We start from the raw sequence: 15184 nt of genomic DNA, 5'->3' as shown, positions 1-15184 counted from the left end.
TTTAGAAGCTGTATTAACGAAAATAATTTTGATTTGATACTCATGAAGTTTAAATCGTTTACTATTTATAGAAATCTCCTTGTAATAAGAAAAAGACGACCCACAGCGTATTTCTGAAAGCTTGCATTCAACAGGCTTAGATGTATCGCAATCCAATTTGATTCGTAATTTTATTTTAATGGACTTACCTCCAAAAGACCAAAACAGGATTTTTGAAATCATTTGGAATCCAATTGAAGAAAACGCAAAAGACAGTATAAAGTAAAACTCATTAGTTTCAGAATTCATGAGAGATTACCTCACACTTCGCGATAAAAAATTACCAATCAAAAATAGTTGTTATACTTCAAAATGCAATACAAGATAGTAAAACTGGTAATCGTTTAATAACCAGAGGCAAAAAAGATCGAGAGACAGTACAAGAATAATAAGAAATATTCTGTTTCCTGTTTTTCTCCACCAATTTATGTTTATTGATAAGCTTTATCAAAGAAAGATTTTTTAAAAAAATAATCATTTTATTATTGATAACCTCTTGCTTGTAGATTAAAAAGTTCGGCATATCTACCATCGGCTTTTAATAACTCTTGGTGCGTACCAGATTCTAAAAGCGTTCCATTTTCTAATACTAAAATTCGATCTGCGAGACGGGCGGTAGAAAAACGATGTGAAATCAAAACTGCAGATTTTCCTTTAGTAAGTTCTGCAAAACGTTGGAAAACTTCATATTCTGCTCTTGCATCTAACGCAGCTGTTGGCTCATCCAAAATTAAAACTTGCGCATCTTTCATATATGCTCTGGCTAAAGCAACTTTTTGCCATTCTCCGCCAGAAAGCTCAACTCCATCATTAAATCTTCTACCCAGCCATTGTTGGTACCCTTCTGAAAATTTTAGAGCTAATTTATCAGCTAAACTTTCCGTTGCTGCTCTTTTAACAAGAGCCTCATTGTCTAACTCTTTGATATTCCCAACCGCAATGTTTTGGTAAAATGTCATTTGGTAGCGGATATAATCCTGAAAAATGATTCCGAGATTATATCTTAGGCCTTCTAATTCATATTCTTTTAAATCTTTGCCATCCAATAAAATTCTTCCTTCAGTTGGATCGTATAATCTGGCTAACAATTTTACCAATGTTGTTTTTCCTGCTCCGTTTTCGCCTACCAAAGCCAGTTTTTCTCCCGGGTTAAAGGTAAAGCTCAAATTTCTATTTGCCCATCTATCGGTATTGCGATATTGGAAGCCTACATTCTCGAACACAAAACCTGTTTTTATGGGATTTGGAAAAGTTAAAGCGTTTTCGTTTTGGGTTATATTGGGTTTAATCTCAAAAAAATCGATAAAATCGTTAAGATAGATGGCACCTTGCGAAACGACAGTAAATCGCGAAAGCATAGTTTCCATCAAACCACTCAACTGCCTAAATGAGCCTGCTAAAAAAGTAAGACTACCTACAGACGATTTTCCTGTAATAGTTTCATAAATGATAAATGCGTAAGCGGCATAATAGCCCAAAGTGCCTAATACAGAAAAGAAAGTTCCCCAAATTGACCGGCGTACTGCCAATTTGCTATTGTCGCTATAAAATTTATCAGAAAGTGTTTTAAAACGACCAGTGATAAAATCCGATAACCCAAAGATCTTCACTTCCTTTGCAGTTTCGTCACTAGCTCCCAAATAACGCAGGTAATCCAGTTCTCTTCTTTCTGGAGTTTGACTTCTTGAAAGTGCGTAATTCTTACTGTTGAAATAAGATTCGCCTAAAAATGAGGGAATAATAGCCAGCGCTAAAAGTAGAATCAACCAAGGATTAAAAGCAATTAATGCAGTAAGTAAAAAAGCCATAGAGATAAAATCCTGTACTTGACTCATTACCTGAGAAAGCAAAATTGTACGTCCAACTGTTTGTTGTCTGGCGCGCTCTAACTTATCGTAAAAAACAGAATCTTCAAACTGATCTAAATCAAGCGTTGCAGCATGTTTCATAATTCGTATAGAAGTATAATTAGAAAACAAATCGCCCAATAAACTATCTGTAAGGTTAATCATCCTATTTAATCCATCTGTTAGCAATGCTAATGCAAATTCTAAGGCAACCAATTGCCATAATTCTTGCAAATTACCAGCTGGCGAATTAGTATTTAATGCAACAACTTGATCAATAATTAATTTACCAACATACAGCAGCGCGACTGGCATTGCCGAGCGCAAAATTCTTAATGAAAAACTGATGAGTGTTTTACTTGGGCTACTTCGCCACACCAACTTAAAGAAATTAGGTAGATTTTTTAACGCAGAGAGGCGTTCTTTAAAAGAAATATCTTGAGTTGAGTTTGTGTTTCTATTTTTTGCCATTTAGCGCTTTGATGTGTGGCAAATTTAAGCTTATTGCTATAGCGAATTGTTTTTATTTGTAATACTTGAAATAATAAATTTAGTTGTTCAAAATTAAAATTGAGCAATACTTTTTCTATTACGGCGTGACTGATATCTGCATTAAGCAAAGACGTAGAGTTAGTTGTAAGTACGGAAAGCATTTACCTCGTTAAAGTTACTTCTAGAACCTTATGACCTGTGACTTTCATTTGAACAAGTATTGATTTAATTTATAGTCAGTTGATTTCTAAAAGTCAATTAAATTGATTCAAGTTTATTTTGAAAATTTATTCCTTTATCACAAACTGTTTCATTAAAAATTTCCTAATCAATTTTCAAATTGTGAATGCGCGCTGAAAAATTAGCTTGTAATGGTAAAGATTGGAGTACCTATACCGTTATGAATTTCGTTTAAGTACAGGTCGACAAAGGTCAACTTAATTTGCACAGAGGCTAATATTTGGAAAAAAAAACCTGCAAAAAACAAGTTTTTCGTTCAAATTCTTTACCAATATATTAGGCTGCCATTATAACCTTGTTTTCGGCATGTATAACTCCATTATCGGTTAATACATCAGTAAGAACTACTTCCGCGTCATTAATAAAGACCTTTCCTTCTTTTAAATGAACCGTTACTTCTTGTCCGTTTACCGTTGTGACTTTCATACCATCGGATAGGTCAGTTGACAAAACTTTACCCGCAAGAACATGGTAAGTCAAAATAGAGGACAATTGTTCCTTGTTCTCTGGCTTTACAAGTATGTCTACAGTTCCTTCAGGCAATTCACCGAATGTATCGTCTAATGGTGCAAACACAGTGAAAGGACCTTCAGAACTTAAAGTACCAACAAGATCGGCAGCTGTTACGGCTGCTACTAAAGTTTTAAATGAGCCGTAATTTACGGCAGTTTCTACAATATTCATAATACAGTTGTTTTGTTCAATGTTACTGTTCTTTTACCTAAGCTTTCAATTGTTACTGTTACGATTTTAATAAAGTAAAAATGAGAATAAGTAATTGCCTTTAGTGGATTTACAAGTACAACCTGTAGTATTAATTGTGTAACATTTTTAAAAATATTTTTCTGTATCCAGAATTCTTCAATTGTTATTCCTGCAAATGTTAAACCATAGAAATTAAACAAACTAGAACTATCTGAAAAGACACAGGCTTGATTACCGAGCTAAATAAGCAGCAAGAGAAAACAAACAAGTCTTACAGCAATAAATTCTTAGCTAGATTTAATTAACCCCACTTGGTTGCATATACATTACGCGGCCTTATTATCCCAAAGCGAATTACTTTTATTTATGATGATGGGTATGATTTTAAGAATTTGATTTCAAATCTTTTCACAGTTCTTGTTCCTCACCTTAGACAGCCTAATACATGGTTATTTTATAAAATAACCAACTACAACTTTTTATAGATTTTGATTTACTAAAGAAATAACTATTCTATAAATAGAGTTAATAGTATATCGTGAGTAACTGTTTTTACTGCTAGTATAAGATAAACCATTGTTTTGCTTTTCCTTCGTTGTCAAGTCTGACTTATTGACAACAATAGCTCAATATAACTTTAGCTTATTTTAGAATACTTACTGGCAGACTTACAGGTATAAACTCTTGTACGTTCTCAGAATTAACTAAAGAAGATATTTTACTTTTATCAGTAGTAGTTATAACAATTCAAATGTTGAGAAATAAGTAAAAGGATGCGCAAAATAAAAAACGCTTGATTCACATAAAGTAAATTAGGATAAAGAAAAGTTTTTTTTGGATGCTGTCAACTAGATTATCAACTAAATTTAAAAACCCCTATAAACACAAAGTCTATAGGGGTTTTTGTGAAGGCAGAAGGATTCGAACCTTCGACCGCCTGCTTAGAAGGCAGGTGCTCTATCCAGCTGAGCTATGCCTCCATTGCTCATGTAAAAAAAATCTAGTCGGGGTGGCAGGATTCGAACCTGCGGCCTCCTGCTCCCAAAGCAGGCGCGATAACCGAGCTACGCTACACCCCGAAAAAACATAATATCAATATAAAATTCTTTGTCAAATTTGCCTAAAAAAACAAGCATATCAAGTCAAAACTGTAACATCTCGAAACAAAAAATATTAAGCGGAGGGACAGGGACTCGAACCCTGGCACCGATTGCTCGGTGACAGTTTAGCAAACTGCTCCATTACCACTCTGGCACCCCTCCAAGCTCAAAGAAAACATGTTCTTTTTGCGGTTGCAAATGTAACACTTCATTGCATTACTCACAACTATTTCAGGGCTTTTTTTAAATGTTTTTACACATTTTTATAAAAACAGTTCACAATCAAACATATAGCTTAAAATAAAAACCATATTTATTTTGAAAAAAATATAATACTCAAATCAAAATCAAAATTTGTTTTAAAATGATTAAATTTGCTAGATAAACCAACATAATCAATATCATGAGCAAAAGAGTTGTTATCGTTTCTGCAGTTAGAACACCTATCGGAAGTTTTATGGGGGGATTATCTACAGTACCCGCTCCAAGATTAGGTGCAATAGCAATTAAAGGAGCATTAGATAGAATTAAATTAGATCCAAATTTAATTGATGAAGTTTATATGGGTAATGTAGTTCAGGCCGGAACAGGACAAGCGCCTGCCCGTCAAGCTGCGCTTTTTGCAGGTTTACCCAATACTGTTACATGCACAACTATAAATAAAGTATGCGCGTCAGGCATGAAATCAGTAATGCTTGCAGCACAGGCCATCCAATGTGGTGATGCCGAAATCGTTGTTGCCGGTGGTATGGAAAACATGAGTTTAATTCCTCATTATATGAATTTGAGAAATGCAACCAAATTTGGTCCCGCTACCATGGTTGATGGAATGCAAAAGGATGGACTCGTTGACGCCTACGACAACAATGCTATGGGCGTGTGTGCGGACTTATGTGCTTCTGAATATAAATTCTCTAGAGAAGACCAAGATAAGTACGCAATTCAATCGTATCAGCGTTCAGCAAAAGCTTGGGAAGATGGTAAATTTAATAATGAAGTAGTTCCCGTTGCCGTTCCGCAGCGAAAAGGAGATCCAATTATAGTATCCAAAGATGAAGAATTCACAAATGTCAAAATGGACAGAATCCCTACTTTAAACGCTGTTTTTTCAAAAGAGGGAACCGTGACTGCGGCAAATGCATCAACAATAAATGATGGGGCAGCAGCTATGATACTAATGAGTGAAGAAAAAGCAATGTCTTTAGGTTTAAAACCTCTTGCATTTATCAAAAGTTACGCTGATGCTGCACAAGAACCAAAATGGTTCACAACAAGCCCATCAAAAGCAGTTCCCAAAGCTTTAGACAAAGCAGGTATCTCTCTCAGTGATGTTGATTATTTTGAATTTAATGAGGCATTCGCAGTGGTAGGACTGGCAAATTCTAAAATTTTAGGGTTAGACAACGATAAAGTAAATGTAAATGGTGGAGCCGTTTCATTAGGGCATCCGTTAGGTTGTTCTGGGGCCCGAATCATTATTACATTATTAAATGTTTTGGAACAAAACAATGCTAAAATTGGAGCCGCTGCCATATGTAATGGCGGAGGTGGTGCTTCAGCAGTTGTTATAGAAAGAATATAAATAATTCTGGATTATGAGTTATAAGTTTTAATACTTATGACTCATAACTCTTAACTCATAATATTACATAAATGTTCGGAATTTGTAATTTGGCTATAATCCCGCTTCGGTTTGAACCTAATGATAGGAGCGAAATCGTTTCTCAAGTTTTATTTGGTGAACATTTTGAAATTTTAGAACAACAGAAACAATGGTCTCGAATTAAAATGCATTTTGATGGATACGAAGGTTGGTTAGATTCAAAACAATATCAAGTTATTTCTGAAGCAAACTTCAATCAGCTTTCTGACGAGCCAATCATTTTAAATTCTGATTTAATAGAATACATTACCGGTCCTTCTAATTTGTTAATGCCAATCCCTTTAGGGGCTACTATTTCGTTCATCACTAACGATACCATAAACACAAATGGTTTCGATTTTGAAGGAACTAAAGTCGATGGTATCAAAGACAAAAGACACCTTATAAACACTGCGTTTCTCTATTTAAACGCTCCTTATCTTTGGGGTGGAAAAACGCCTTTTGGTATTGATTGTTCTGGTTTTACCCAAATGGTTTACAAACTTAATGGCTACAAATTATTAAGAGATGCGTCACAACAGGCTACCCAAGGGGAAGCTTTGAGTTTTATTGAAGAGAGCGAACCCGGTGATTTAGCTTTTTTTGATAATGAAGAAGGCCGCATCATTCACGTAGGCATCATCATGGAAAACAATTATATTATCCATGCCAGTGGCAAAGTACGAATTGACAGATTAGATCATTTAGGTATTTATAATGCCGAAATAAATAAACATACCCACAAACTCAGAGTTATAAAAAAGATTATATAAAAAAAAACCTATCTGAATCAGATAGGTTTTTTTATTAGTTTTAAAATAATATATATTATTTCATTTTCGCTTCTAAAGCTTTTTTCTGAGCAGTCATCTCCAATGCGCTGTACACGTTTAAAAGTGTATTAGCTACATCTGCATTTTTCGGATCTACTTCCATTGCTTTTTCAAGATAAGGAATAACACTTTTAAATATGTTTTGCCTTTCAATTTTCAAAACTGCATAACGCTTCATATCTTTGTCTGAATTCCCTAATTTATTCATTTGAGCAATCAAAGCATTTTCAGCCTCTAACTTTAATGCCGCCATATTAATATAAGCATTAACGTATTGAGGGTTGATTTCCATCGTTCTTGCATAATATTTTTCAGCATTAACAACGTCTTTAGCGTTAGCACTAAGCACCCCTAGATTAAACACCAAATCAGCGTCGTTAGGACTTTTCTCTAAAACTTCATTTATCAGTTTTTTGTAAGTCTCATAATCCTTCGTTTGCAAATATAAATTCGCTTGCGTCAATATCAAGGAAGTATCATCAGGGTTTGTAGCTCTAGCTTCTTCAATCGCTTTTTTAGCTTCTTCTGTTTTTCCCGCATCAACCAAGATCAAAGCCATATTTTTGTATATCTCCCCTCTTTTTGAAGGAATAACTTCTGTACTTGGCTTTTCATGAGTACCCATTTTTACCATTCTATCTCTTTCTGCAACTGTTGCAAAAAGATCTTCCTCTCCTGTTAATTTATTTACCGCCAAATAATTAGCTCCTTTTCCGGAATAATTCATTTGTTTTAAATCTTGATAAAGTTTTAACGCTACATCATATTCTTTTGCGTTAACATAAGTCGAAGCAGCATAATATAGATTTAAAGTGTCTTTTTTATCTAGTAAGTAAGCGTCATACAACTTCTTTGCGCTATCAGAATGTTTGTCAACTTTAGAGTCCGCAATGGCACTATTTATCAATTTATATTTTATTTCAATAATTGATTTAGCAGCTTCAGATGTATACTTACTTTTCCCAGACGTTTTTTCCGCGTCTACTAAACTTAAATAAGCAGTTGCAGCTGCAGCTAAATTTTTATCTATATCTACCTTTTTATTTGCTAAATCAAGGTAAGCGTTTCCCTTTACAAAGAAAAACTGGGCTTTTTCATCATCATCTGCGTTAGACAATAAAGATTCCGCACCCTGTAAAATAGTAGCTGCCTCTTGGGAGTTTCCTTTTCTTAATGCTTTTTCAGCAGCTTTAATTTCGTCTTTTTGAGCAAAAGACGCTACTGATATCAATAAAGCTGATGCTAGCACCACATATTTACTTTTCATAAAATTCTATTTATTATTAATTATTCTCGTTTTTATATATTGTATTTATTTATTCATCATCAGCATCGTCTTCGTCTGATTCATCTTCAGTCTCCTCTTCCTCATCTAAATCGTCTTCGTCTTCGTCTTCAGTAGCGCCTTCATCTTCTAACACCTCCAAAACCGGTTTTACTCTTTCGATTGCTTCAACTTCAACAACATTACCGTCTTCATCAACAATAACTTCTTCAGGATCGTCTTTCATAACTTTGGTAACAGCAGCAATAGAATCTTTACCTTTTAAGTTAATTAATTTTACGCCTTGAGTAGCACGTCCCATCACTCTTAAGTCTTCAACAGCCATTCTAATGGTCAATCCTGACTTATTGATTATCATTAAGTCATCAGCATCAGTAACCGCGTTTATCGATATAAGACTACCTGTTTTTTCGGTGATATTCAACGTTTTGACTCCTTTACCTCCACGATTGGTAATACGGTAAACATCTTCTCCATCTTCATCAACCAATTTGGTACGTTTTCCGTATCCATTTTCAGTTACCACTAAAACTTGTGAATCGTTTATAGCATCCCTATCTACAGCAACCATGCCAATTACTTCATCCGACTCATCTTTAAGTGAAATTCCACGAACTCCAGAAGCCGTTCTTCCCATTGGACGGGTTTTAGATTCTTCAAAACGAACTAACTTACCTGATTTAACAGCAAGTATGATCTGGCTTGTACCGTTGGTTAATTTCGCTTCTAACAACTCATCCCCTTCTTTGATGGTAATTGCCGCAACACCATTTATCCTAGGTTTAGAATATTTCTCTAAAGACGTTTTCTTAACCTGACCTTTTTTAGTCACCATAATCAAATTATGGCTCTTAATATAGTCTTGGTCTTTTAAATCTTGTGTACAAATAAATGCTTTTACCTTATCGTCGCTTTCTATACTGATAAGATTTTGAATCGCTCTACCCTTGGCAGTTTTACTTCCTTCCGGTATTTCATAAACACGCATCCAGAAACATTTTCCTTTTTGGGTAAAGAACATCATATATTGATGGTTTGTCGCCACGAACATATGCTCTAAGAAATCTTGATCTCTAGTACCTGCGCTTTTTTGACCAACTCCTCCTCTATTCTGTGTTTTGTATTCTGTTAGGTTTGTACGTTTAATATATCCTGCATGAGAGATTGTAATTACCACATTTTCATCAGCAATTAAATCCTCAATACTTACATCACCACCTGAATATTCAATTAATGAACGACGCTCATCTCCGTATTTTTCACGAATTTCAATAAGTTCTTCTTTTATCAAAGCAATTCTTAAATTCACATCTGCCAACAAAGCTCTTAAACGCTCAATTACCTTCATGATTTCTTCATACTCAGTTCTTAACTTATCTTGCTCAAGTCCTGTCAATTGACGCAAACGCATTTCAACAATTGCTCTTGCCTGAATGTCGGATAATTTAAATCTTTCAATCAATTTTCCTCTCGCTTCTTCCGTACTTTTTGACGCCTTAATCAATGCGATAACCTCATCAATATTATCTGATGCAATTATCATACCTTCAAGAATATGCGCTCTTTCTTCTGCCTTACGCAACTCAAATTGCGTTCTACGGGTCACCACATCATGACGGTGTTCCACAAAATAGTGAATCATGTCTTTAAGATTCAACATCTGTGGACGGCCTTTTACCAATGCAATATTATTGACACTGAAAGAAGACTGTAATTGGGTGTACTTGTACAATGTGTTTAAAACCACATTTGGCGTAGCATCACGTTTCAAAATATAAACAATACGCATACCGTTTCTATCCGATTCATCGCGAATATTTGCTATTCCTTCAATTTTTTTATCATTTACCAGATCAGCGGTACGCTTAATCATATCTGCCTTATTGACTTGGTAAGGAATTTCGGAAACAATAATACACTCTCTGCCGTCTACTTCTTCAAAGCCAACTTTAGCTCGCATTACTACTCTACCTCTCCCGGTTTTGAATGCCTCACGAACTCCTTCATAACCGTAAATAATACCTCCGGTTGGAAAATCAGGCGCTTTGATATAGTTTATTAATTCGTCTATCTCAATATCGTTATTATCCATGTAAGCCAAAGTACCATCTATTACTTCGGTAAGATTGTGCGGTGGCATATTGGTTGCCATACCTACAGCAATTCCTGTTGCTCCATTTATTAATAAAGTAGGAACACGCGTTGGCATTACTTTTGGCTCATATAAAGTATCATCAAAATTCAATTGAAAATCAACAGTTTCTTTTTCTATATCTGCCATTATCTCTTCCGAAATCTTCCGCATTCTAGCCTCAGTATAACGCATTGCTGCGGGGCTATCGCCATCAACCGAACCAAAGTTACCTTGACCGTCAACCAGTAAATAACGCATACTCCATTCCTGAGCCATACGAACCATGGCATCGTAAACAGACGTATCTCCATGAGGGTGATACTTACCTAAAACTTCTCCGACAATTCTAGCGGATTTTTTATGGGCTTTATTTGAAAAAACTCCTAAATCATACATTCCGTAAAGAACTCTTCGATGTACTGGTTTCAAACCATCTCTAACATCTGGAAGCGCTCTTGATACAATTACTGACATCGAATAATCAATGTAAGCTGATTTCATTTCATCTTCTATGTTAATAGGAATTAACTTTTCTCCTTCAGACATAAGTTGTTATATTAAAATATTATATTAGTTTCAAAACGTGCCAATATACGGCTTTTTGAAATTTTATAAAGTATTTTAACATTCTTATTTCAAAGATTTATTAACAAATTAAATCTCTCTTTTGTTTAATAAATTAAGTGCTATTTTACAATATTCCCCTATTTTTTTTGTCAATTAGCTGACACGACATCTTAAGGTATGATTCTTGTTTTTAAGATACTAATTCACTAAATTTACATATACAAAATATACAATATGGATGATAATTTTTCACCAAGAGTAAAAGACGTTATTACCTACAGCAAAGAGGAAGCTTTGCGATTGGGTCATGATTTCATAGGAACTGAACACTTGATGCTAGGTATCCTTCGAGATGGTAATGGTAAAGCAATTCAAATATTAAACAACCTTTCGGTAGACTTAGAACATTTGCGTAAAAAAGTAGAGATACTAAGCCCCGCAACCCCTGGCGTAGAAACAAATTTAGAAAAGAAAAATCTTCATTTGACACGACAGGCAGAACGTGCTTTGAAGACGACTTTTTTAGAAGCAAAAGTGTTCCAAAGTTCTTCTGTAAGTACAGCGCATTTATTGCTCTGTATTCTACGAAACGAAAACGATCCAACAACCAAGCTACTGAATAAACTTAAAATTGATTACGATGTAGCTAAAGAACAATATATCAATATGACACCAAACGAAGAAGAATTCTTGGAAAATTTACCAAGGGCTGCAGACTCTTATAATGACGATTCAGGACAAGATGACAGTCTTAAAGAAGGTAATTTTAATAATCCGGCCAATAAATCCAATAAAAAATCCAAAACACCTGTATTAGACAATTTTGGACGGGATTTAACAGAAATGGCCGAAGAAGGAAAATTAGACCCCGTTGTAGGACGTGAGAAAGAAATCGAACGTGTTTGCCAAATTTTGAGCAGACGTAAAAAGAACAACCCACTCCTTATCGGTGAGCCCGGAGTTGGAAAATCGGCTATTGCCGAAGGTTTAGCTTTGCGAATCATACAAAAGAAAGTTTCTCGAATCCTATTCAATAAGCGCGTTGTTACATTAGACCTTGCAAGCCTTGTTGCTGGAACTAAATATAGAGGACAATTTGAAGAACGTATGAAAGCCGTAATGAATGAATTGGAAAAAAATGATGATATCATTCTTTTCATTGATGAAATTCATACTATTGTAGGTGCAGGTGGAGCAACCGGATCTTTGGATGCCTCCAACATGTTTAAGCCTGCTTTAGCAAGAGGAGAAATCCAATGTATCGGAGCAACAACACTGGATGAGTACAGACAATACATTGAAAAAGATGGTGCTTTAGAGAGACGTTTTCAAAAGATAATTGTAGAACCTACATCTGTAGAAGAAACAATTACCATTTTAAACAACATCAAGAACAAATACGAAGACCATCATAATGTTATTTATTCACAAGACGCCATTGAGGCTTGTGTCAAACTAACGGATAGATACATGTCAGAACGCTTTTTACCGGACAAGGCTATTGATGCTTTAGACGAAGCGGGTTCACGAGTTCACATCACCAACATTGAAGTTCCTAAAAAGGTACTTGATTTGGAACGTCAATTGGAAGAAATTCGCGAGCTAAAAAATGTAGTTGTTAAAAAGCAAAAATACGAAGAGGCTGCAAAACTTAGAGATGATGAGAAACGCATTGAAAAAGAATTAGCAATCGCTCAGGAACAATGGGAAGAGGATGCAAAAAACAATAGAATTGAAGTTACAGAGGATAATGTTGCCGACGTAGTTTCAATGATGACCGGAATCCCTGTAAACCGTATTGCACAAACAGAAAGTAACAAACTGGCTATATTACCGGAACTTATCGAAAGTAAAGTTATTGGACAAAAAGAAGCCGTTTTAAAAATAGCGAGATCTATTCAAAGAAACCGTGCAGGATTGAAAGATCCAAACCGACCAATTGGTTCCTTTATTTTTCTGGGCCAAACAGGTGTTGGAAAAACGCAATTAGCCAAAGTGCTTGCTAACGAATTATTTGATTCTGAAGACGCATTGGTACGAGTAGACATGAGTGAATATATGGAGAAATTTGCAATCTCTCGTTTAGTGGGAGCGCCTCCAGGATACGTAGGTTACGAAGAAGGCGGACAATTAACAGAAAAAGTACGCAGAAAACCGTATTGTGTTGTGTTATTGGACGAAATTGAAAAAGCGCATCCAGACGTTTTTAACATGTTATTACAAGTCTTGGATGACGGTTATTTAACTGATAGTTTAGGTCGAAAAATTGATTTCAAAAATACTATAATTATCATGACTTCAAATGTTGGAGCAAGACAATTAAAAGATTTTGGTCAAGGTGTTGGTTTCGGTACAGCTGCGAGAACTGCAAGTGCAGATGATAACTCTAAAAGCATTATTGAAAATGCTTTGAAAAAAACTTTCGCACCTGAATTCTTAAACAGAATTGATGATGTAATTGTATTCAACACATTAGAGAAACATGATATCGATTTAATTATCGAAATCGAATTGAAGAAATTATATGCTCGCCTTACGGAACTAGGATATAAATTAACCCTTTCTGACAAGGCAAAAGCTTTTATTGCGGAAAAAGGTTTTGATAAGCAATTTGGTGCAAGACCACTAAAAAGAGCCATCCAAAAATACGTTGAAGATTCACTTGCCGAAGAAATTATCACTTCTAAAATTTCTTCAGGAGATGAGATTTTCATGGATATTGAAGAGGGAGCTCAGGAACTAAATGTAAAAGTTACTAAAGCAGAAGAGCCAACTAATCAATAGAAGGCCCATTTCTGATAACAAAATAAACCCGTTACGTTTTTATAACATAACGGGTTTATTCTTTATATAAATTCTACATATTTTATAAAAACAAATATTTATATTTGACTTCTATAATTTGACCTTAACAAAAATAAATAATATGCCTCAAGAAAAAGTTATTCTAGGTAGTGAAGAATGGTGCTCCTTTCCTGAACTGGGAATTCCCACGATAAAAGCCCGCGTAGACTCTGGTGCAAAAACATCTGCTTTACATGCTATTAACATAGCTCCTTTTATTAAAAACGAAACAAACTGGGTCCGATTTGACATCAATCCTATTCAGAATAATTTAAAAACAGTCATCCATTGTGAGGCTCCTCTAATTGACAAACGTATCGTAAAAAGCTCTAGCGGATTTAGAGAACAGAGATATGTGATTCAAACCAATTTAGAAATCGGTAATTCTAGATGGCCTATTGAAATGACATTGACTAATAGAGACTCCATGGGATTCAGAATGCTATTAGGAAGAGAAGCTATGAGCGGAAGAGTTCTTGTTGACCCTGAGCAACAGTACCTTTTGGGTCAACCAACAACTGACAACCTTAAAGATTTATATAAAAATTCAATAAAAGCAAGCACCGGTTTGCGAATTGGAGTTTTAGCCTCTAATCCCGAATTGTACAGCAACAAACGTATTATGGAAGCGGGCGAAATGCGCGGTCACGAAATGCATTTCTTGAATATAAAAGAGTGCTACATGCGTTTGGACGCACAAACCCCCGAAATACATTATCGAGGCGGAATTATTTTAGATCAATTTGACGCTATCATTCCAAGGATAAGACCAAGCATCACCTTTTATGGCTGTGCCTTAACAAGACAGTTTGAAGCGTTAAAAGTATATTGTCTGAACTCAGCGGCAGCAATCACACAATCCCGTGACAAATTATATTCGTTACAACTGCTTTTAAACAGTGGTATCGGGATCCCGACAACCGGATTTGCCAATTCCCCTTTAGATACCAATGATTTGATCAAAATGGTAGGTGGTTCGCCACTAATCGTGAAATTACTCGAAGGAACACAAGGAAAAGGAGTTGTCCTCGCCGAAACAAAAAAAGCGGCAGAAAGCGTTATTAATGCCTTCAAGAGTGTTAATGCAAACATATTAGTTCAAGAATTCATAAAAGAAGCGAACGGTAAAGACATTCGTTGTTTTGTGATTGACGGAAAGGTTGTGGCTTCCATTCAAAGAGAAGCGATGCCAGGCGAATTCAGAGCCAATATCCATCTTGGTGGAACAGCAACTGTCATAAAAGCAACCATGGAAGAAAAACGAATTGCGATAAAAGCAGCAAAAGCCATGGATTTAAAAGTGGCCGGGGTTGATATTATTCGTTCAGCGAAAGGTCCTTTATTGCTGGAAGTAAACTCCTCTCCTGGATTAGAAGGAATAGAAGGCGCTACCAATAAAGATATCGCAGGCGAAATGATCAAAGCAATTGAAAAGAATTTTAAAATAAAATAATTA

The 15184-nt window shown here is 35.4% G+C and carries 8 protein-coding genes and 3 tRNA genes; 4 read left to right on the top strand and 7 right to left on the bottom strand.

All coding sequences use genetic code 11. The features are described from left to right. Nucleotides 1-521 precede the first annotated feature (521 nt). The 5 genes from CXF59_RS01920 to CXF59_RS01895 all read right to left on the bottom strand — a co-directional run bounded on the left by CXF59_RS01920 (nucleotide 522) and on the right by CXF59_RS01895 (nucleotide 4585). The gene (locus tag CXF59_RS01920; RefSeq protein ID WP_101136019.1) at nucleotides 522-2357 is read right to left on the bottom strand and encodes an ABC transporter ATP-binding protein; all 1836 of its coding nucleotides are present in this window, start codon (nucleotides 2355-2357) and stop codon (nucleotides 522-524) included. A 537-nt stretch (nucleotides 2358-2894) separates the two neighbouring features. Further along, nucleotides 2895-3302 carry a fasciclin domain-containing protein gene (locus CXF59_RS01915; RefSeq protein WP_101136018.1) on the bottom strand — a complete coding sequence of 136 codons (408 nt, stop codon included), beginning with the start codon at nucleotides 3300-3302 and terminating at the stop codon, nucleotides 2895-2897. Between the two features lie 927 nt (nucleotides 3303-4229). Beyond that, a tRNA-Arg gene (locus CXF59_RS01905) sits at nucleotides 4230-4303 on the bottom strand. A gap of 24 nt (nucleotides 4304-4327) precedes the next feature. After that, nucleotides 4328-4402: transfer RNA gene (locus CXF59_RS01900), tRNA-Pro, on the bottom strand. Between the two features lie 99 nt (nucleotides 4403-4501). Continuing rightward, nucleotides 4502-4585, bottom strand: a tRNA-Ser gene (locus CXF59_RS01895). 241 nt (nucleotides 4586-4826) lie between these two features. On the opposite strand from CXF59_RS01895, the gene CXF59_RS01890 reads away from it, so the two are divergent. Both CXF59_RS01890 and CXF59_RS01885 read left to right on the top strand, forming a co-directional pair. Continuing rightward, nucleotides 4827-6005 (top strand): acetyl-CoA C-acyltransferase, encoded by a 1179-nt coding sequence (locus tag CXF59_RS01890; protein ID WP_101136016.1) that lies wholly within the window; start codon nucleotides 4827-4829, stop codon nucleotides 6003-6005. 71 nt (nucleotides 6006-6076) lie between these two features. Then, nucleotides 6077-6838, top strand: a complete 762-nt coding sequence (locus tag CXF59_RS01885) for a C40 family peptidase (protein WP_101136015.1) — start codon at nucleotides 6077-6079, stop codon at nucleotides 6836-6838. A 55-nt stretch (nucleotides 6839-6893) separates the two neighbouring features. Here CXF59_RS01885 and CXF59_RS01880 read toward each other — a convergent pair whose 3' ends face one another. Beyond that, on the bottom strand, nucleotides 6894-8165 hold the full coding sequence (locus CXF59_RS01880; RefSeq protein ID WP_101136014.1) for a lipopolysaccharide assembly protein LapB: 1272 nt from the start codon (nucleotides 8163-8165) through the stop codon (nucleotides 6894-6896). A gap of 49 nt (nucleotides 8166-8214) precedes the next feature. Next, the gene (gene gyrA, locus CXF59_RS01875) at nucleotides 8215-10863 is read right to left on the bottom strand and encodes a DNA gyrase subunit A (protein ID WP_101136013.1); all 2649 of its coding nucleotides are present in this window, start codon (nucleotides 10861-10863) and stop codon (nucleotides 8215-8217) included. A 255-nt stretch (nucleotides 10864-11118) separates the two neighbouring features. Between gyrA and CXF59_RS01870 the strand changes: the two genes are divergently transcribed. Further along, nucleotides 11119-13668, top strand: a complete 2550-nt coding sequence (locus CXF59_RS01870; RefSeq protein WP_101136012.1) for an ATP-dependent Clp protease ATP-binding subunit — start codon at nucleotides 11119-11121, stop codon at nucleotides 13666-13668. A gap of 142 nt (nucleotides 13669-13810) precedes the next feature. Next, nucleotides 13811-15181, top strand: a complete 1371-nt coding sequence (rimK, locus tag CXF59_RS01865; protein ID WP_101136011.1) for a 30S ribosomal protein S6--L-glutamate ligase — start codon at nucleotides 13811-13813, stop codon at nucleotides 15179-15181. Nucleotides 15182-15184 lie beyond the last annotated feature (3 nt).

Origin of the sequence: Flavobacterium sp. ALD4 (assembly GCF_002836475.1) — a bacterium.
Classification (GTDB): Bacteria; Bacteroidota; Bacteroidia; order Flavobacteriales; family Flavobacteriaceae; genus Flavobacterium.
This window is presented reverse-complemented; position numbering and strand designations above follow the sequence as displayed.

What these genes read in the sequence shown, in the direction of transcription:
- CXF59_RS01880 (WP_101136014.1), bottom strand. Translation starts at nt 8,165, where the DNA reads ATGAAAAGTAAATATGTGGTGCTAGCATCAGCTTTATTGATATCAGTA.
- CXF59_RS01920 (WP_101136019.1), bottom strand. Translation starts at nt 2,357, where the DNA reads ATGGCAAAAAATAGAAACACAAACTCAACTCAAGATATTTCTTTTAAA.
- CXF59_RS01890 (WP_101136016.1), top strand. Translation starts at nt 4,827, where the DNA reads ATGAGCAAAAGAGTTGTTATCGTTTCTGCAGTTAGAACACCTATCGGA.
- rimK (WP_101136011.1), top strand. Translation starts at nt 13,811, where the DNA reads ATGCCTCAAGAAAAAGTTATTCTAGGTAGTGAAGAATGGTGCTCCTTT.
- CXF59_RS01885 (WP_101136015.1), top strand. Translation starts at nt 6,077, where the DNA reads ATGTTCGGAATTTGTAATTTGGCTATAATCCCGCTTCGGTTTGAACCT.
- CXF59_RS01870 (WP_101136012.1), top strand. Translation starts at nt 11,119, where the DNA reads ATGGATGATAATTTTTCACCAAGAGTAAAAGACGTTATTACCTACAGC.
- CXF59_RS01915 (WP_101136018.1), bottom strand. Translation starts at nt 3,302, where the DNA reads ATGAATATTGTAGAAACTGCCGTAAATTACGGCTCATTTAAAACTTTA.
- gyrA (WP_101136013.1), bottom strand. Translation starts at nt 10,863, where the DNA reads ATGTCTGAAGGAGAAAAGTTAATTCCTATTAACATAGAAGATGAAATG.